This window comes from Candidatus Afararchaeum irisae (assembly GCA_034190545.1).
GTDB lineage: Archaea > Halobacteriota > Halobacteria > Halobacteriales > Afararchaeaceae > Afararchaeum > Afararchaeum irisae.
Genome location: JAXIOF010000014.1, coordinates 17,333 through 35,242 on the forward strand (window position 1 = coordinate 17,333; position 17,910 = coordinate 35,242).

Annotated in this window: 16 protein-coding genes, 2 tRNA genes and 2 pseudogenes; 14 read left to right on the top strand and 6 right to left on the bottom strand. The window is 58.3% G+C overall.

The annotated features are described in order from the left end of the window. Positions 1–22: 22 nt before the first annotated feature. The 4 genes and pseudogenes from SV253_01480 to SV253_01495 all read right to left on the bottom strand — a co-directional run bounded on the left by SV253_01480 (position 23) and on the right by SV253_01495 (position 4,443). Positions 23–108 (bottom strand) — tRNA-Ser (locus tag SV253_01480). Positions 109–134: 26 nt separating this feature from the next. Beyond that, positions 135–2,270: a thioredoxin domain-containing protein gene (locus tag SV253_01485; protein MDY6774756.1), complete on the bottom strand. Its 2,136-nt coding sequence runs from the start codon at positions 2,268–2,270 to the stop codon at positions 135–137. A gap of 48 nt (positions 2,271–2,318) precedes the next feature. Then, positions 2,319–3,657: pseudogene (locus SV253_01490) on the bottom strand (cyclic 2,3-diphosphoglycerate synthase). 42 nt (positions 3,658–3,699) lie between these two features. Next, on the bottom strand, positions 3,700–4,443 hold the full coding sequence (locus SV253_01495) for a GTP cyclohydrolase IIa (GenBank protein MDY6774757.1): 744 nt from the start codon (positions 4,441–4,443) through the stop codon (positions 3,700–3,702). A gap of 145 nt (positions 4,444–4,588) precedes the next feature. Here SV253_01495 and glmM point away from each other — a divergent pair, with 145 nt between their 5' ends. Genes glmM through SV253_01515 form a run of 4 tightly spaced genes read left to right on the top strand, consistent with a single transcriptional unit; the run spans position 4,589 to position 8,350 of the window. Next, positions 4,589–5,902, top strand: a complete 1,314-nt coding sequence (gene glmM / locus SV253_01500; GenBank protein ID MDY6774758.1) for a phosphoglucosamine mutase — start codon at positions 4,589–4,591, stop codon at positions 5,900–5,902. Continuing rightward, entirely contained in the window at positions 5,899–6,693 is a 795-nt protein-coding gene (locus tag SV253_01505; protein ID MDY6774759.1) for an NOP5/NOP56 family protein, read from the top strand. The genes glmM and SV253_01505 overlap by 4 nt, the downstream gene beginning before the upstream one ends. After that, positions 6,690–7,325: a fibrillarin-like rRNA/tRNA 2'-O-methyltransferase gene (locus SV253_01510; GenBank protein ID MDY6774760.1), complete on the top strand. Its 636-nt coding sequence runs from the start codon at positions 6,690–6,692 to the stop codon at positions 7,323–7,325. The genes SV253_01505 and SV253_01510 overlap by 4 nt, the downstream gene beginning before the upstream one ends. Continuing rightward, a complete protein-coding gene (locus SV253_01515) occupies positions 7,325–8,350 on the top strand; it encodes a beta-ribofuranosylaminobenzene 5'-phosphate synthase family protein (GenBank protein ID MDY6774761.1) in 1,026 nt (341 codons plus the stop codon). Before SV253_01510 ends, SV253_01515 begins: the two co-directional genes overlap by 1 nt. Positions 8,351–8,358: 8 nt before the next feature. Here the strand turns inward: SV253_01515 and SV253_01520 are convergent, their stop codons facing one another. Both SV253_01520 and SV253_01525 read right to left on the bottom strand, forming a co-directional pair. Further along, a complete protein-coding gene (locus SV253_01520; protein MDY6774762.1) occupies positions 8,359–8,889 on the bottom strand; it encodes an N-acetyltransferase in 531 nt (176 codons plus the stop codon). A 59-nt stretch (positions 8,890–8,948) separates the two neighbouring features. Beyond that, on the bottom strand, positions 8,949–9,368 hold the full coding sequence (locus SV253_01525; protein MDY6774763.1) for a Tfx family DNA-binding protein: 420 nt from the start codon (positions 9,366–9,368) through the stop codon (positions 8,949–8,951). Between the two features lie 60 nt (positions 9,369–9,428). Here SV253_01525 and SV253_01530 point away from each other — a divergent pair, with 60 nt between their 5' ends. Beyond that, positions 9,429–10,358 (top strand): extracellular solute-binding protein, encoded by a 930-nt coding sequence (locus SV253_01530; protein MDY6774764.1) that lies wholly within the window; start codon positions 9,429–9,431, stop codon positions 10,356–10,358. Then, positions 10,355–11,170, top strand: a complete 816-nt coding sequence (locus tag SV253_01535) for an ABC transporter permease (protein ID MDY6774765.1) — start codon at positions 10,355–10,357, stop codon at positions 11,168–11,170. The genes SV253_01530 and SV253_01535 overlap by 4 nt, the downstream gene beginning before the upstream one ends. Then, entirely contained in the window at positions 11,167–12,222 is a 1,056-nt protein-coding gene (locus SV253_01540; GenBank protein MDY6774766.1) for an ABC transporter ATP-binding protein, read from the top strand. Before SV253_01535 ends, SV253_01540 begins: the two co-directional genes overlap by 4 nt. Before the next feature lie 49 nt (positions 12,223–12,271). Beyond that, positions 12,272–12,798 (top strand) — tRNA-Lys (locus tag SV253_01545). Continuing rightward, entirely contained in the window at positions 12,328–12,753 is a 426-nt protein-coding gene (locus tag SV253_01550; protein MDY6774767.1) for a group I intron-associated PD-(D/E)XK endonuclease, read from the top strand. The genes SV253_01545 and SV253_01550 overlap by 426 nt, the downstream gene beginning before the upstream one ends. A 134-nt stretch (positions 12,799–12,932) precedes the next feature. After that, positions 12,933–13,388 (top strand): annotated as a pseudogene (locus SV253_01555) (formate/nitrite transporter family protein). A 147-nt stretch (positions 13,389–13,535) separates the two neighbouring features. Next, entirely contained in the window at positions 13,536–14,585 is a 1,050-nt protein-coding gene (locus tag SV253_01560; protein ID MDY6774768.1) for a transposase, read from the top strand. A 237-nt stretch (positions 14,586–14,822) separates the two neighbouring features. Next, a complete protein-coding gene (locus tag SV253_01565; GenBank protein ID MDY6774769.1) occupies positions 14,823–15,005 on the top strand; it encodes a hypothetical protein in 183 nt (60 codons plus the stop codon). Between the two features lie 86 nt (positions 15,006–15,091). Then, on the top strand, positions 15,092–17,455 hold the full coding sequence (gene mbhE, locus SV253_01570) for a hydrogen gas-evolving membrane-bound hydrogenase subunit E (GenBank protein ID MDY6774770.1): 2,364 nt from the start codon (positions 15,092–15,094) through the stop codon (positions 17,453–17,455). Next, a complete protein-coding gene (locus SV253_01575) occupies positions 17,452–17,910 on the top strand; it encodes an MnhB domain-containing protein (protein MDY6774771.1) in 459 nt (152 codons plus the stop codon). Before mbhE ends, SV253_01575 begins: the two co-directional genes overlap by 4 nt.

Genomic DNA, 17,910 nt, shown 5'->3' on the forward strand with positions numbered 1-17,910 from the left:
CAAACCTCACGGATAAGTAATACGGTGAGGAGGGGATTTGAACCCCTGAGGCGTTGCGCCTACCGGTTTTCAAGACCGGCACGATCGGCCAGGCTCTGTCACCTCACCTTACCCGAAGTACCGGATTCGTCTTATTAGGAGTTACGTTTGTCCTCCAGCCAGTCGACAGCCTCGTCGACCTCGGAGAGAGGACGTGAACACGTGAATCCTCGGCAAGCGTATACTTTCGGCTCGCCGTCCTCGGTTCCTCTCCCCTTCCAGATCGGCGGCACGTCTTCGAGTCCGAGTCTATCCGCCGCAGATCCGGCGTCCTCGGGGCGTCTCGTCACAACTCTGTGAGGAATATAGACGTCGCCGAGTCGGTCGATCCAGTCGGCGACAGTCTCTTCGTCTCCCGCGAGGGTAATCTCAGCCGATCCCCTCGTGTAATGGTCGGCGGCGAGAGCGAGCGACGGGTAGCCGAGTGGGTTCGACTTCACCGTCTCGGCGTGTGTCTTGAGCACCGCCTCGGCTATCTCCCCGAAGTCGGGGTCGAAGGCGGAGAGCGAGAGAAGGAGATCGACTGTCACTCCGAGACTCGAAGGCGTCGACGAGTCATTTAGCTCCTGTGGACGCGCGACGAGGCTCTCGCCCGTCTCGGAGGTGAAGTAGATCGTCGAGTCGTCGGCGTCCCAGAACTCGTCTCTTATCCGGCGCGCGAGTTCGACCGAGAGTACGAGGTGATTCAGGTCGCCTGTGGCTTCGTAGAGGTCGAGTGCCCCCCTCGCGACGAAGGCGTAGTCCTCCAGGTAGCCCTCGACGGCGACGTCACCGTCTCTGTATCTCCTGTAGAGTACGTTGCCGTCCCAGAGATTCTCGCGGACGAATCCGAGGCAGTCCTCGGCTATCCGTATGTACTCCTCCGATCGGTCAAGACACGTCGAGTTCGCGAGCGCCGAGACCATCAGACCGTTCCATCCCGCGAGTATCTTGTCGTCCCTGTCGGGTCTCACCCTCTCCTCGCGCGCCTCGAAGACATTCGCCTTCGCGTCTTCGAGTAGCCTCTCTACCTCTTCGACTCCCATGCCGCGTTCGTCGGCGATCTCGCCGAGGGAGTTCGAGACTGTCAGGACGTTACTCCCCTCGAAGTTGCCGCTCTCGGTCACTCCGTACCTCTCGCGGAAGAGTTCGGCTTCGTCTTCCGAGAGTACGTCGTCGACCTCGTCGGCTGTCCAAGTATAGAACTTGCCCTCCTCGCCCTCGCTCCTTGCGTCGAGTGTCGAGTAGAAGCCCCCCTCGGGCGATGTCATCTCCCTCTCGACGAAGTCGAATGTCTCCTCGACTACATCGGCGTACCTCTCCTTTCCCGTAACCCTGTAGGCGTCGAGGAAGAGACGTGGAATCTCGGCGTTGTCATAGAGCATCTTCTCGAAATGGGGAACCACCCAGTCCCTGTCGGTGACGTATCTGTGGAAGCCGCCGCCTACGTGGTCGTAGAGACCCCCGTTCGCCATCGCGTCGAGGCTCTCGACTGTGACCTTGAGAGCCGATCTTCCTGTTCGGTCGTACGCCGACACGAGGAGACGGTAACGTGGAGGTGTGGGAAACTTGGGTCCCGAGTCCCCGAAGCCGCCGTACTTCCTGTCCGCGCTTCTCACGGCTTGTTGGACTCCGTCTTCGAGAATCCCGTCGAAGTCGACCTCCCCCGGCTCCGTCTTCGGTGTTTCCGATCCCGAAAGCTCTAGCTCGCCCTTAACGGCACGCGTCCATCTGTCGGCGCGTTCCTCGATCTCACCCCTGTCGTTCTCCCAGTCGTCCGCGAGCTTCTGGAGTAGGTTCAGAAAGCCGTTCTGTCCCCTCTTCGGAGTCTTCGGGAAGTAGGTGCCTATGTAGAAGGGACGTTCGTCGGGAGTGAGCCAGACAGACAGGGGCCAGCCGCCGCCTCCCGCGACCATCTGACACGTCGTCTGGTAGATACGGTCGAGATCGGGACGCTCCTCCCTGTCGACCTTGATCGGCACGAAGTTCTCGTTGAGAGCCTCGGCGACCTCGTCGTCCTCGAACGACTCCTCCTCCATCACGTGACACCAGTGGCACGAGCTGTAACCTATCGAGACGAAGATCGGGACATCGCGCTCTCTCGCCTCTTCGAGTGCCTTGTCGTCCCACGGCTGCCAGTTCACGGGGTTGTCGGCGTGCTGCTGGAGATACGGGCTCTTCTCGTCACTGAGACGGTTGGTGTCGGTGTATGAGTCGGAGTTCGAGTTTGGGTTTGGGTCTGAGTTGGACATACCACGTCTATGAGTCGACGGCATATCAAACCCAGACCCCGACCAGTCCTATGTCACGCTGACGTACTCCTCGACGAACTCGTCGATGGCGTCTTCGAGTCTCGGCTCTCCGATCGTTTCGAGTCTGTAACGTGTCGTGTGGACACGCGCTTCTACATCGATGACACGTCTGAGGTCGGTGGGAGTCCCGAGAACCACGCCGTCGACGTCCGAGGTCGCACGTCTGATCGTCTCTTCGAGATCCTCAAGCTGTCTTTCAGAGTAACCCATAGCGGGGACGACATCCCTCAGGTCGTACTCGTCTATGGCTTCGGCTAAGCTTCCGACGGCATACTCCGAGGGGTCGACGGGCTCGGCACCGTACTTACGTGCACCGACGTACCCGGCGCCGTACCTCATTCCGCCGTGTGTGACCGTCGGACCGTCCTCGACGACGAGAACCCTCCTGCCGCGTAGTTCGTCGTGGTTCTCGACCCATACAGGGGACGCCGCCTCAATCAGAGACGCGTCGGGGTTAGTCTCGTAGATATTCTGCCTCAGCTTCCCCACGGCGTCGCCGCTCGCTGTGTCTGTCTTGTTTAGGATTACGTAGTCAGCCATACGCAGGTTGGTCTCACCCGGATGGTACCGAGTCTCGTCTCCGAGACGTAACGGATCGGCGAGAACCACGTGTAAGTCGGTCTCGAAGAAGGGAATGTCGTTGTTGCCCCCGTCCCAGACGATGACATCCGAGTCTTCCTCAGCGCGTTCGAGTATAGCCTCGTAGTCGACGCCGGCGTAGACGACGTTGCCGTCTTCTATGTGGTGTTCGTACTCCTCTCTCCTCAAGAGTTGTCTCGTACTCCTCGAGGTCGGAGTAGTCGGCGAACCTCTGTAGCCTCTGTTTGGAGAGGTCGCCGTAGGGCATCGGATGTCTCACGACACCGACGTCGTAGCCGCGGTCTCGGAGAAGACGTGTTATCTCGCGCGTCGTCTGTGACTTTCCGCAGCCTGTCCTGACCGCACAGACAGAGAGAACCGGTGTGTGGGTCTCGATCTGTACGTCTTCGGGTCCCAAGATACTGAAAGACGCCCCCGACGCGAGAGACCGCGAAGCCTGATGCATCACGTACTCGTGGGATAGGTCTGAGTACGACAGAAAGACGTCGTCGACCCCTCTCTCGCGTACTATCTCTTCGAGGTCGTCGGCGGGCTCTATAGGAATCGGATCGTCGTAGAGGTCGTCCGCGAGATCCTCGGGATACTCCCTACCCTCTATCTCGGGTATCTGTTCTGCTGTGAAAGCGACGACCTCGTACTCGTCGTTCCCGCGGAAGAAGACGTTGAAGTCGTGGAAGTCACGTCCCGCTGCCCCCATTATCACGGCACGTCTGGGTCTCTGAGCCATACTTCTAAGAGGCGGCTCGGACGGATAGATTTAGGGGTCGGGTCAGAGAATCACTACGCGGTCACCGTTCTCACGGCAGTCTTCGAGTCCTATCTTGGCGTCCATGCTCGCCTCCTCGGGCGTCTCGGACCGTCCCGCACCGACCTTTAGCTCGACCTCCGCCTCGTTCTCGACGTGTTCTATCGCTCCCAGAAGCTCTTTCTCTCCCAGATCACGTGTCACGCTTATGACGTTGTCTCCGCCGACGAAGAAAGACGCCGACGACTCTTGTTTCCACATATACTCCATCAGCGACGCGTAGCCTCTCTCGATATGTATGAAGCTGTCGAATGCGTTGAGCTCATCGGTGTACTTCTCGGTGGCGTCGTTGACGTCGAAATGTGCGATCTGTGCGGTGTCGCCTATCTCACACGCCTCGCCGCCGAGTAGCTCCTCCTGTCTCTCCTCGTCCTGTGCACTCCCCGCCGTCTGGAGACTCTCGGTAGCGTCTAAGAGGGCGTCCCTCGGCGTGTCGCGACAGCCTATGCTCATAGAGACCGACACTGGGTACCGGTTCGAGACCGACTCCTGTACCCTGAGATGGTCGTCGACATCCATCCCGTTGGTGACGGCTATCATGTTGTCGAAACGCGTGAAGAAGACGAGACAGCCGTAGCTTCCGAAGGTCTGTGAGAGGTCGGCGAAGAGACGTGACTGAAGCGTCTGTAGATCCGCCTCTCTCCTCGGCTCGGGGGTGACAGTCCAGGGTCCGTAGTTGTCTATCTGTATCAGGGTTATCTGTACCATGGTTGGGGGTTGGGAGAGTCTACTTTGCGTCTCAGTACTGAAATACGTCTCATAACTGAATAGGTGGGCGAGATTGGTTATAAGCCTGATGTTTCTGGCTCTTACTTCTCTAAAGCTTCAAGTGTCCCTGCGGATACTCTAAGCCATGGGTCTGTTTGGAACGAGCGGCGTAAGGGGAGTAGTCGGAGACGAGATAACTCCGGAGCTTGGCTTGGAGATAGGTGCGGCGGTCGGAAAGGACGCCGACGAGGTCACTGTAGGACGTGACACGCGCGTGACAGGAAAGGCTCTCGAAGACGCAGTCGTCGCGGGCGTGCTGTCACAGGGAGCCGACGTCAGACGTCTCGGTGTCGCAACGACGCCCACGACTGCACGTCTCACGCGTGACAGCGGAATCGTGATAACTGCGAGTCATAACCCTCCCGAGTACAACGGCTTCAAGCCGTGGAACTCCGACGGAACCGCATACGACGTCGATCAGAGAGCGAGGGTCGAGGATCTCGTCGAGTCGGGTCTTTCGCCCGTCGAACCCACCGAGTTCGGCGACTCCGAGGAGATAGACGGCTCTCTCAGAAGACACGCCGACGAAGTTCTCGACGCGGTCGGCGAGTCGACCCTCAAGGTCGTCGTAGACGGAGGATGTGGTGCGGCGTCTTGGATAACACCCCACGTCCTGAGAGAGATGGGATGTGAGGTCGTCACACTCAACTGCCAGTACGACGGCAACTTTCCCGCTCGTCTCCCCGAGCCCACAGCCGAGAACCTCGAAGACCTCCAGACTGCTGTCGAGTCTACTGACGCTGACTTAGGTGTCGCACACGACGGCGACGGAGACAGGATGGCGGCTGTCGACGAGAACGGGGAGTACGTCGAGCCCGACCGTCTTATGGCACTCTTCGCGCGCAACGAGGACGCCGACACAGTCGTAGCTCCTCTCAACACGAGTCTCGTGGTCGACCAGGTCGCCGAGGTCGTGAGGACACAGGTCGGAGACGTCCACGTCGCACAGAAGCTAAAGGAGACCGGCGGCGACTTCGGGGGCGAGCCTTCGTGCTCTTGGATATTCCCCGACGAGACCTACTGTCCCGACGGCGTCTTAGCCGCCGCGAAGGTCGTCGACCTCGTGTCTGACTCCTCGAAGTCGCTGTCTCAGCTATCCGACTCGTTACCGTCATATACCGTCCGCAGAGCCAACTTCGACTGCCCCGACGACTCGAAGGACGGTGTAATGTCGAGGGTCGCAGAGACCGCCGAGTCGGAGTACGGCGACTACACCGACATAGACGGCGTGCGTGTCGAGACCGACAAGGGCTGGTTCCTGATACGTCCGAGCGGTACCGAGCCCCTGATACGTCTCAACGCCGAGTCAGGCGACGAGGACGACGCCGACTACCTCTTCGAGTCGGCGAAGGAGATACTCAGAGACGCTCTCGAAGCCGAATCCGAGACAGAAAGATGACAGACACTGACACAGATACACAGGGATACTGGTGTGACTCCGCCTCGGAGTCGAAGGACGCCGACGAGATAGCTGAGAGGGTCGAGAGTCTCACAGCCGAGACGCCGAGAGAGCTCAGCCGCGACTGTGTCGACTCTGGCTTCGTCGACGACGTGGACGAGTACTACGATCTCCTTCACGAAGTCTGTCTGAAGCTTGCGAGACGGGAGGTGGAGTCGAGGCTCGGAGCCGTAGACGCCGACCTCGTCAATGCGGTTCGGTCTCTCGAAACTACCGAGGAGGCACTCAACGAGATAGACGAGAGGATACGTGACTGGGAGTCGGGATCGGCGGGTGAAGACCCCGAGATACTACATGAGTTCCGTGAGACAGCCGAAGACCTCAGAGAGACAGCCGAAGAACTCCGTGAGTTCATAGAGACAGAGGCGTGGGAGGTCGCCCCGAATCTCTCGAACCTCGCGGGACCCTTCCTCGCTGCACGTCTCATATCGCTCGCCGGAGGTCTCGAAGACCTCGCGAGGAAGCCGAGTAGCACCCTCCAGGTACTTGGGGCGGAGGACGCTCTCTTCCGACATCTCCAGTCGGGGACGCCACCCCCCAAACACGGCGTCATATTCACACATCCCTACGTCAGGAACACCTCTCCCGACGAGAGAGGCAGCGCGTCACGTGCTCTCGCGGGGAAGCTCACGATAGCCGCTAGGGTCGACTACTACTCGGACTCGGGCGACCTGCGTGAGAGCCTCGCTGAGGAGCTAGACGAGAAGATAGAGAGGATAAGACAGAGATGACACGAAATATTAGATGGCTCGAAAAGGGAGAAAACGAGTATCCCGCTACCGAGGGGGAACGCGTGAGCGACGAGGAGATGGTCGAGAGCCTGCGCGTCTGGAACCCCCATGACAGCAAGCTCGCCGCCCTCCTCGTGAAGGGATACGACGATGAAGTCCCTCTGAGTCCCGAGACGAAGGTACTCTACCTCGGCGCGGCGGCGGGTACGACTCCGTCTTACGTTGCCGACGTCACCAAGGTCGTCTACGGTGTCGAGATCGCTCCGCGTCCGTCACAGAGACTTATCGAGGTCGCCGAGTCACGCGAGAACCTCATGCCCGTGGTAGCCGACGCGCGTAAGCCCGAGGAGTACACGCCCCTCGTCGAGAAGGTCGACCTCCTCTACCAGGACGTCGCTACGAGGGATCAGGCACATGTCGCAGTCGAGAACTCGAAGTTCCTCAGAGACGGTGGGAGGCTGTGTATGATGGTCAAGGCGAGGAGTGAGGACGTCACAGCCGACCCCGAGGAGGTCTACGAAGAGGTCGCCGAGAGTCTCGAGGAGGCATACGAGGTCGAGGAGGTAGTCGACCTAGAGCCCTTCTACTCCGACCACGCGTGTGTCCTCGGACGGCTTAGGGAGACTGACTGATGTCCGACCCCGAGTCCCAGTCCCAGTCCCAGCCTCACGACGGCTTCGACGTCGGTGTGGAGACGACTGCGAGGCTCCATTTCGGCTTCGTCAACCTGTCTCTCGCACGCAGACGTATATACGGAGGCGTGGGAGTCGCAGTCGACCGTCCTCACGCAGTCTTGAGAGCGCGCCGATCAGACGAAGTCTCGGTCACGCGCTCCGGGCTCGGTTCTGAGTATGACACCGACTTCACGGGGATCGAGAGTTACGCTCGTAGGGCTGTCTCCCTACTCGGCGTAGACGGTGTCGAGATAGAAGTCGAGAGACATATCCCGAGACACGTGGGTCTTGGAAGCGGGACACAGATCGCCCTCGGTGTCCTGAGATGCGTCGCCGAAGCCCACGGCGTCGAATCCGACCTCAGAACTCTCGCGCCCGAGATGGGACGCGGCGGAAGGTCGGGTGTAGGGGTCGCTTGTTTCGAGTCGGGCGGATTCGTCCTCGACGCCGGACATCCCTCCGAGAGATTCACGTCACGGAGTCCTGAGAGGGGCGACTGGGAGGTACCGCCCGTCGTCGCCCGCCACAACCTCCCCGATGACTGGAGGTTCGTGGTCGTAGTCCCCGAGGCAGAAGAGGGTAAACACGGTGACGAGGAGGAGACTAGCATAAGACGTGTCATAGAGAGCGCCGATCCCTCTGTGGCGGACGAGATCAGTAACGTCGTCCTCGACCGTGTCCTTCCCGGTGTCGCGTCGGGAGACATAGACGAGTTCGGCGCGGGTGTCGAGGAGATAGGCAGACTCAACGGCGCGTGGTACACGAGGTTCCAGGGAGGCGTCTACCGTGAGGAGTCGAAGCCGGTCGTAGAAGAGCTAAGGAGTCTGCCGGCTGTCAAGGGGGTCGGACAGTCGTCGTGGGGTCCATCTGTCTACGGCGTCACGACAGAAGACCGCGCCGTGGAAGTCGCCGGCGCAGTCGACGGCGAAGAAAGAGAGGTCTACGTTGCCGAGCCCGACAACACCGGACACGAACTCGTGTGAAGTATAGACTAATCGCCGTCTGACTCACCGAGTATCTCCGAGATACGTCTTCTGAGTGACCTGTCTTTCTGTGTCTCGACCTTCTTGGTGAGGTAGTAGGCTGACTCGCCGTCGCGGTAGTACGAGTCGATCCTCTTCTGTATCTCGAAGCCGAGGTGTTGGTAGAAGCCGACCGCGTTCTCGTTCGTCGTCCTAGTGTGACACGAGACACGTCCGTGGCTCTCCTCCGTCTTATGGACGAGGCTCTCGCCCACTCCCTTGCCTCTGTACCTCGGGTCGACTCCCAGGAAGAGTATGTAGCCGTCGCTTCTCACGGTGATGAATCCCGCGACAGTCTCGTTCCCCCCTCTCTCACCCTCACCGTTCGTCATCTCGGCGGCTGTGTCGATATAGAGATGACATTCGTTTTTGGTGTAGGCACGTGAGAAGAAGTCCCAAGTCTGGCGGAGGTAGCCGTCACGGCGTCTTATCCTCTCTTTGAGACTCCAGACCCTGTCGAGGTACTCGGACTCCCCACCGCTTTCCTTTACGTGCTTCACGTCACTTCACGTCTACACATGGTCTATAATCTAACATAACTCCACCGCCTCGTGTCTTCTCAGACGTGAACCTTGACCTCACCCTCACGAGTGATACCGACCTCGACATCCGAGACGAGGCTCCTGCCGTCGACGACTCCCTCGGTTCTGAGATGCTCGTAGAGATGACTGTATAGCTCTGGCTCACAGTACTCTATCTTGACCCCCGTCTCGTCGCCCTTCTCGTAGACCTCGTCGACGAGGTCACGTATGTCGGCTCCCTCCTCGGCTGTCACGCTCGCGGGCGACCTGAGGAGACGTGCGACTTCGAGCGTCCGACGAGCCTTCTCTATGTTGTCACGCGCCGCGGACTCGACCGCGCTCACGTTCGCCGCAGTAGTCCCGAGCTCTTCGGCGACCTCCTCCTGTGTCAGCCCCTCCTCACGTAGTCGCAGAACCTCTATCTGTCTCTGGGTGAGTACAGTCGAGTCGGCGTCCATGGTGTATAAACAGTTTTGTTTAAAATAAACTTTAAGGTTAACCACATGAGTTTGTGTAGCATGGACAGAAGGAGTTTCCTGAGGACGGCTGGAGCCACGGCGGCTGCGGGTCTCGCGGGATGTACGACGGGTGGGGGAGGTGGGTCGAGTTCGGCGGGAGACGTCTATCTTCTCTCAGCGGGGAGTCTCTCGGTGATACTCGGCGACAATATAGGCGGGTCTTTCGAGGAGGAGACGGGTATAGAGTTCCAGGGCGAGTTCCACGGCTCGAACGCTGTGATGCGTTTCATAACCTCGGGGCAGAAGTCCCCCGATGTCGCCGCGAGTGCCGACGCCTATCTCCTGCGTGACGAACTCAAGCCCGACTACGCGACGTGGGACGTCGTCTTCGCGTCTAACTCGGTCGGTATCACGTACAACCCCGAGACTGAGGTCGGCAAGAGGCTCGAAGACGGCGATCCGTGGTACGAGGCAGTTGCCGAAGCCGACTCCGAGATAGCGAGGAGCGACCCCGACCTCGACCCCCTCGGATACAGGACTGTCCAGATGTTCAAGCTAGCCGAGGATTACTACGGAATCAAGGGTCTCGCCGACGACCTCACAGACCGTCTCGTGGTCGATCCCCAGGAGGCACATCTCTTGGCGAGCATAGAGACGGGAGACAGAGCCGCCGCAGTCTGTTATAAGAACATGGCGGTCGACCACGGTCTGCCCTTCGTCTCTCTCCCCGACGAGCTAAACTTCTCGAACCCCGAGTACGCCGACCATTACGCGAGCGTCGAGTACACCACAGACAAGGGTGAGACTTTTAAGGGAACACCCGTTCTGTACAACGCTACCGTGCTCGAAGACGCTGACAGCCCCGAGAACGGAAGACGTTTCATAAGATATCTTCTCCAGAACTCAGATGTTCTCAGTGAGAACGGACTCATAGTCGACGACAGATTCCCGATAGAGAAGGGCGAGGTTCCCGAAGAGGTGATTCCGTGAGTCAGAGACGCGAGAGAGAGAAGCCTTCACGTATCTTCTCGATCCCGGGCGACTACACCGTATTCGGTCTCCTCGGAGCTGTCTTAGCCGTCTATGTCCTCTATCCCTTCGTGACCTTCTTCGCGGGCGCCCAGAACGTCACAGTCGCCGACTTCACGCGTCCCGAGATAGTCTCGGCAGTCAAGTACTCTCTCACGACAGCACCCGTTTCGACGGCTATCGCGACAGTCTTCGGTGTACCCCTCGCCTACTTCCTCTCACGCACCGATTTCAGGGGTAAGCTACTCGTCGAGTCGGTAGTCGTTCTTCCGCTGGTTCTCCCGCCCGTAGTCGGAGGCGTGATGCTTCTCACGGGCTTCGGAAACTTCACTCCGGTGGGTGAGATAGCCAACTCGCTTGGACTGAGTCTCACCAACTCGTACGTCGGTATACTCTTCGCTCAGACCTTCGTGGCGTCGCCGTTCGTCGTCATAACATCGCGTGCGGGCTTCGACTCCGTAGAGGAGTACGAGAGGGCTTCGAGGAGTCTCGGTAAGGGACCTGTCGAGACATTCTTCCGGGTCTCGCTCCCTCTGGCGAGCGGAAACATACTCGCGGGTGTCGTCCTGACCTTCGCGCGGTCACTTGGCGAGTTCGGCGCGACTATGATGACGGCTTACAACCCCCACACTATGCCGACACAGATCTGGGTCACATTCATGTCGAGAGGTGTCTTCGCGACACTTCCTATCGTAGTGATACTCGCGTCTGTGGGGCTCACGGCTGTCGTGGGTATAAGATACTTCGGAAAGACTCTAGGGATGAGCCGATGATAAGCCTCGAAGACGTAACCAAGGAGTACGACGGATTCAGTCTGGGTGCCGACCTCGACCTCACCGACGGCGTCACAGCCGTCATAGGACCCAGTGGGAGCGGGAAGTCTACACTTCTGGAGATAATCGCTGGGTTCGAGACCCCCGACTCGGGGTCGGTAAGCCTCGGTGGCAGACGTCTCGACGGAGTCGCGCCCGAGGACAGGAACGTCGGGACTGTCTTCCAGAGGCCCACTCTCTTCCCTCATCTCTCCGTAAGGCAGAACATAGAGTACGGAGCCGAGTTCGAGACTGAGGAGATACGTCAGCTGTGTGACCTGCTTGAGATAGAGTCTCTCTTCGAGTCGGAAAGATCTCCGGAGACCCTCTCAGGAGGCGAGAAGAGACGTGTCTCCGTAGCTAGAGCGGTCGTAGCTGACCCCGACGCACTCCTCCTCGACGAGCCGACGACGGGTCTCGACGAGCCGATACGCCGACGCCTCAGGTACGAGCTCAGACGCGTCCTCTCCGACCTCGACGTGCCGTGTGTCTATGTCACCCACGACCAGAATGAGGCGTCCGTAGTCGCCGACTCGGTAGTCGTGATGAGGGACGGAGACGTGGTTCAGCAGGGAAGTTACGAGAAGATACTTGACTCTCCGCGTAACGAGTTCGTCGCCGACTTCGTCGGAATAGACAACCTGATAGACGGGGAGGTCACCGAGGTTGCCGGAGGACGGACAGCCGTCGACATAGGCGTAGCGGAGGTTGAAGTCGAGGTCGAGACTACACAGACGCCGAGTCCGAGTCCCGGGTCAGACGTCTCCGTCGGAGTTCCCTCGGAGTCAGTGGGGGTACTCGACGCGGGAAGCGACGGAGGACATCCGTCGGTCAACTCCCTCGACTGTGTAATCGAACGCGTCGTGCCTGAGAGGGGATCGAAGACGGTCTTCCTCGACTGTCGAGGCTCCGACCGTCTCAGACTCAGAGCAAAGACCGACCTCCCGAGCGGGATAGACGAGGGAGACGAGGTCACAGTCGAGTTCGACCCCTCCGACGCCGTGGTTGTGTAGAAATATAGAAAGAAAAATATACGCTCGTCAAGTATATTCGAGTAAGCGAGGGCCGGTAGCTTAGCCTGGCTTAAAGCATCGGGCTTTTAAGCCTTGTCAGATCACATGGCAGAAGAACACCCCAAACAGAAAGGCATTAAGACAGAAGCCATACTCCTCTCGGAGTTGGTCAAGAGGGATCTGACTGTCTTAACGCCGTTTGGGGACAATGAGAGATACGACTTCGTAGTTGAAGTCGAGGGTATCTTCCATCGTGTACAGGTCAAAACCGGACGATGGGAAAACGGAGGTGTAGTCTTCGAGACCCGAAGTACGGGGATTCACACCTACAAGACAGTACGTGACACCTATCAGGGTGACGCGGATCTCTTCGGTGTGTATTCATACGAGGAAGACACCGTATACATGGTTCCGGTTCACGAGACGGGGTCATCGCAGATGAAGCTCCGTGTCGACGATCCCGGTATCAACTCGCCCAATATAAACTGGGCTGACGACTACACCCTCGACTCTTGGATCGAAGGTCTGTAAGGCGAAGACACCCGAGGACCACGGGTTCAAATCCCGTCCGGCCCGTAACGGAGTGAGGTAACCGACGATTTTGAACCAGGGAAGGAACTGACCGTAGTTCAAATCCCGTCCGGCGCGTAACGCAACTAACTCAGACATCAGAGAACAACCCTTTTGGTGGACTGAGGGGTATTCCGCGTATGGCTAACTCGTCTTCTGATACATCTTCTGACTCCGGCGGTGGAGACCCCGAGGAGTCGGTCCGTAAGGCTGTCGAAAGGTCATAGTCGGGAGCTCCCGCCGCGGGAGCCGTGGTGCGTGACAGGTTCGAGACCGACGAGGTCTTTCAGCGTATACTTGCCGACGCAGACCACGAGATTGACACGGGCTTACGTGAGCTCTTCTACAAGGCGGTTTTCGCGGGATTCATAGTCGCGGGTGTCGTCTGGATCGACTTCGCGGCGCGTGACACCGTCTCACGTCTCGTGATAATCTATATGGGCTTCCTAGCGATACCCTCGGGGAACCTGTTCCACGTCGTCGTCTCGTTTACCGAGATGGTCTTTCTGGTTCTCGAAGGTCATATACGGTTCGTGGCGGGGTTCTCCAACTTCGTCCTTCCCGTTCTCATGGGTAACACAGTCGGCGGTGTCTTACGTTGAGACAGGCGCAAAGCCCCGTCCTTCAGGGCGGGGATACGCGCCGTAAACTTGGTTTGTCTTCGGCACACGGTGCATAGCCCGATATTCCCACCGGAAGTGCGTAACCATTTTGCCTACTACTGTCGATATACAACTGTAACCGTGGTCACGACGACCGTCACCGTCAAGTTCCACAACCCGTCGCTATCCCGGCAAAAGGAGTGGCAACGCGCCGCACGTCTCTACCAGGACACCAAGCAGTTTTGTATCGACGGGTGGGAGAACGGCGACTTCGACAAGTCCGTGACCACGGCCAGCATCGACAACGACCTCTACTCGGCCATCCAAAATCAGGCCATCCGCGAAGCGAAGGCCGACCATCAAAAGGACGGGGACGTTCAGTACCGGCAGAGCCAGCCGTTCGCCCTCAACAACCAGAATTGGGAAATCGACACCACCGAGGACGGCTCGGTCGTCGTCGGCTTCCCCTGCATCTCTGGGTGGTGGTACACACCCGTCGAAGTCTACGACGACGTGGACGACGCCGTTCGCCGTGTCCTTGACGGCGAGGCCGACAAGACCCGGCTACAGGTCTACCGCCGGGGGGACGACTGGTACTGCACGTTCAACGTCGAGTACGACACCGATCCCGATGGAGAGACAGCCATAGGCGTGGACGTGGGTCACAACCACCTGCTCGCGGCTCATGCCGCCGACGTGGGCGAGTCGATGCTGGTGTCCGGTCGAGAGGCGAAGTACGTCCGACGACGCTTTCGTTCCCTGCGCGAGTCGCTTCAGGAAGCGGGTGCGCTTCGCGCACTCAACCGCGCAGATGACAAAGAAAGCCGCCGGATTCGTGACCTCAACCACACAGCCTCCCGCCGCCTTATCGACTGGGCACAGCAGTTCGAGAACCCCGTTCTCCGCCTCGAAGACCTTGAAGGAATCCGTGACGGCGGCGACTGGCGCGGTGTCCACTCGTGGCACTTTCACCAGTTGCAGGAGTTCATCATCTACAAGGCCGAACGTGCTGGTATCCGGGTTGAGAAGGTAGACCCGGAGGACACCAGCCAGCGGTGTTCGGCCTGTGGTGAGTACGGCCACCGAGACGGCGACCACTTTTCTTGCCCAGAATGTGGCCGTGGGCGTCACGCCGACCTAAACGGGGCGGAGAACATCGCACAACGGGAGGGTGAACCATGCACGGCGTAGCAGTTCGGCTGACGCGAACCGTGCGGCCTCGCGGGTTGAAGAACCCGCCGTCTTCGACGCCCGGCGTGACCGGGGAGGAAGGCCGCTTTGACACGGCTGTACGCGCTGGAACGCACACCGTTGGTCACAACTCGGTGGCAACCTATGACGCTCCACGCGAAAGCGTACTTGAGAGCCGAGGAAACGCGCAACCTGAATATCCCCTTCGGGGAATCCTCGCCCTTTAGGGCGGGGAGGATGTCAATCGTCACTGCCGTCAACTACTTCCAGGCTACACAGAGACGTGTCGAGGTCGCACGTGGAGACGCCGAGGATCAGCTGCGTATGACTGAGTGGCTCTTCGGTAGCTTAGCCGGAAGGTCATACGTCCCTTCTAACTCTAACTCTAACCCAGACTCAGACTCAGACTCAGACGGCTGATACGACAAAGACAAAGAACAAGGACGGACAAAGACCCGAGACCCGAGAAGAGAAGACTTAACTCGTAACTCGATCATATTCTTACAGTGTCTCAATACGAACTCTACGCCGTACTTACGGTGGTCTTACTACCCTTCGTCGGTGCTCTCGTCTACCCCTACATCCACAGGGCTGTTGGTGAGCGCGCGGCTTACTTTGCCACTCTCGTGGCGTCTGTCTCATTCGGACTCGTCGTCTGGCTCTACACGGCTCAGCGCGGAGTCGTGGGTGTCGACTGGATTCCGACCTATTCTATACGTCTCTCGTTCCTACTCGACGGTCTGTCTCTCATGATGGGAGGCATTGTCTCGGGCGTCGGTGTTCTGATCACAGTCTACGCACGTGGATATATGCACGGCGAGGATCGGCAGGGACGTTTCTTCGCCTACCTACTCGGATTCATGGGCTCGATGCTCGGTGTAGTCTTCTCTAACAGCCTCGTTCTTCTCTTCGTCTTCTGGGAGCTCACTTCTTTCACGTCTTTCATGCTCATAGGCTTCTACACTCACGACTCCGACTCTGTCTACGGAGCGCGTAAGAGCATGGTTATAACCGTCTCGGGAGGTCTCTTCATGCTCGTCGGCTTTCTCCTGATACATCTCGTCACCGGAAGCTTCTCTTTAGCCGAGATAACCTCCTCGTCTCTGTCTCCGTCTCTCGCGGAAAGTCCCCTCTACTTGCCTATACTCGTACTCGTCCTCCTCGGAGCCGCGACTAAGAGCGCGCAGGTGCCTTTCCATATCTGGCTTCCGAACGCGATGGAAGCACCCACTCCCGTATCGGCATTCCTCCATTCTGCGACTATGGTGAAGGCAGGGGTCTACCTACTCGGAAGACTCTCTCCCGCTCTCTCGGGTTCGAGTTTCGAGTGGACCCTCGTCGTAAGTCTTCTCGGAATGGTGACCATGACAGCCGCGGCTGTTCTCGCAGTCGGAGCCACCGACATAAAGGAGCTTCTCGCCTACTCGACGGTGAGTCATCTCGGACTCATAACCGCGACCTTCGGATTCGCGAACAAGATAGGTGCGGAGGCGGGCGTATTCCATATACTCAACCACGCGACCTTTAAGGCGACCCTCTTCATGGTCGCGGGAATAGTAGCCCACTCGGTCGGGACTCGTAGTATTGACGACCTCGGCGGTCTACGTCACCGTATGCCGTTTGTAGCCGCTTTCGCGGGGATAGCGTCGCTGTCGATGGCAGGTGTACCCCCCTTCAACGGCTTCTACTCGAAGGAGTTCCTCTATGAGGCGTCCTTAGAGATGTCTCACACGGTTTCGTGGGGGTGGATATTCCCCGTCGTCGCTGTCGCCGGCTCGGTCTTCACATTCGTCTACTCGATGGGGTTCTTCTTCCGTGTATTCTGGGGCGAAGAGACCGAGTACATACGGAACCACGGCTTCCACTCTCCCTCAGTCCCCTCGCTCGTACCTCCCGGGATTCTTGTTGTTGTAATCGGAGTCATAAGCGTAGATCCGACAGTAGCCGCCGACTTAGTCGTCACCGAAGCTATAGGCTCTGTCTACGGTCACTCAGTCGAGTTCCATCCCCATCTTCCGACATCGTTGACCACTGCTTTCGGGATGAGCATACTCACGGTTCTGATCGGAGTAGCTCTGTACACGAGGTACGATCTCATCCACCGCTCGGTAAGATGTCTCCTCGACTCGGAGCCTCGTCTCACCGTCAACTACTACTACGACGGCTTCATGTCTACCGCGCCACGTCTCTCGAAGGCGACCGTCGACAGGATAGACAAAGGGTATCTCAGAACCTATGTCACATTGATGCTTCTCTCGACTGTCGTAGTAGCAGTCGCGGGATACGTAGTCGGTGACGTCTTTCCAGTTTCGTCTTCGTTTTCGTTAGCTTTCAGTCCCGATACAGCTTCCCTCGTAGGTGTTCTACTTCTTACAGTGATCGCGAGCATAGCAGTCCTGTTTGCACCATCACATATAGCGGGTGTTCTGATGCTTTCGATAATCGGATTCATGGTCGGTATCTTCTATGTGATAGCCTCGGCACCCGATCTCGCTATAACACAGATAGTAGTCGAGACGGTGACACTCGTCTTCTTCCTCGTAGTTCTCCAAAGACTCCCCGCGTTTTACCAGGAGAGAAAGCCAGGGATAGACAGGGAGCGCGACCTTCTAATCTCTCTCCTAGTCGGAGCCACAGTCTTTGTGACTGTGATAGGAGCGAGATCCGGAACGTCTAGTGTACCCAAGATATCCGATTACTTCATAGAGAACTCCGTAGAACTCGGAGGTGGACACAACGTCGTGAACGTCATACTCGTTGACTTCAGGGGTTTCGACACTCTCGGTGAGTCGGCTGTGGTCATGATGGCTGCGCTCGGAGTCATAACACTCATAGCTTCGAGGACGAAGTCGGGAGGTGGTTCGGAGTGACGACACTCATTCTCAAGACGACTTCGAGGGTCGTTCTACCTCTCATAATTCTATACTCGTTCGCTCTGTTCCTCCAGGGGCACAGCCTCCCCGGCGGCGGCTTCATAGCAGGGGTTCTAACCTCGATAGGCATAACTCTCGTCTATCTCGCCTACGACATCGACTACCTTGAGGAGCATATACTCAACGAGGAAGACGTCGGAATACCCGCTCTACCTGACATAGTCGACAGATACAGGACGGTCTTCGGAGCGGGTCTCAGTCTGATACTCGTAAGCGGTCTCGTATCGGTGGCACTCGGCTTTCCGTTCCTGACACAGGACTACACAGAGGCTGTAATACCTGTGTATGGACACGTCGAGTTAGCCTCAGCAGTAGTCTTCGACCTGGGTGTCTATGCGGTCGTAGTCGGTGCACTCCTCACCGTCATCTCAGTAATGGGGGGATCGTCGTGA

Bases quoted from the DNA above. Each gene is read 5' to 3' on its own strand.
- SV253_01495 (MDY6774757.1), bottom strand. From the start codon at position 4,443: ATGGTACAGATAACCCTGATACAGATAGACAACTACGGACCCTGGACT.
- SV253_01510 (MDY6774760.1), top strand. From the start codon at position 6,690: ATGACACGAAATATTAGATGGCTCGAAAAGGGAGAAAACGAGTATCCC.
- SV253_01550 (MDY6774767.1), top strand. From the start codon at position 12,328: ATGGCAGAAGAACACCCCAAACAGAAAGGCATTAAGACAGAAGCCATA.
- SV253_01530 (MDY6774764.1), top strand. From the start codon at position 9,429: ATGGACAGAAGGAGTTTCCTGAGGACGGCTGGAGCCACGGCGGCTGCG.
- SV253_01525 (MDY6774763.1), bottom strand. From the start codon at position 9,368: ATGGACGCCGACTCGACTGTACTCACCCAGAGACAGATAGAGGTTCTG.
- SV253_01485 (MDY6774756.1), bottom strand. From the start codon at position 2,270: ATGTCCAACTCAGACCCAAACCCAAACTCGAACTCCGACTCATACACC.
- SV253_01565 (MDY6774769.1), top strand. From the start codon at position 14,823: ATGTCAATCGTCACTGCCGTCAACTACTTCCAGGCTACACAGAGACGT.
- glmM (MDY6774758.1), top strand. From the start codon at position 4,589: ATGGGTCTGTTTGGAACGAGCGGCGTAAGGGGAGTAGTCGGAGACGAG.
- SV253_01505 (MDY6774759.1), top strand. From the start codon at position 5,899: ATGACAGACACTGACACAGATACACAGGGATACTGGTGTGACTCCGCC.
- SV253_01515 (MDY6774761.1), top strand. From the start codon at position 7,325: ATGTCCGACCCCGAGTCCCAGTCCCAGTCCCAGCCTCACGACGGCTTC.
- SV253_01540 (MDY6774766.1), top strand. From the start codon at position 11,167: ATGATAAGCCTCGAAGACGTAACCAAGGAGTACGACGGATTCAGTCTG.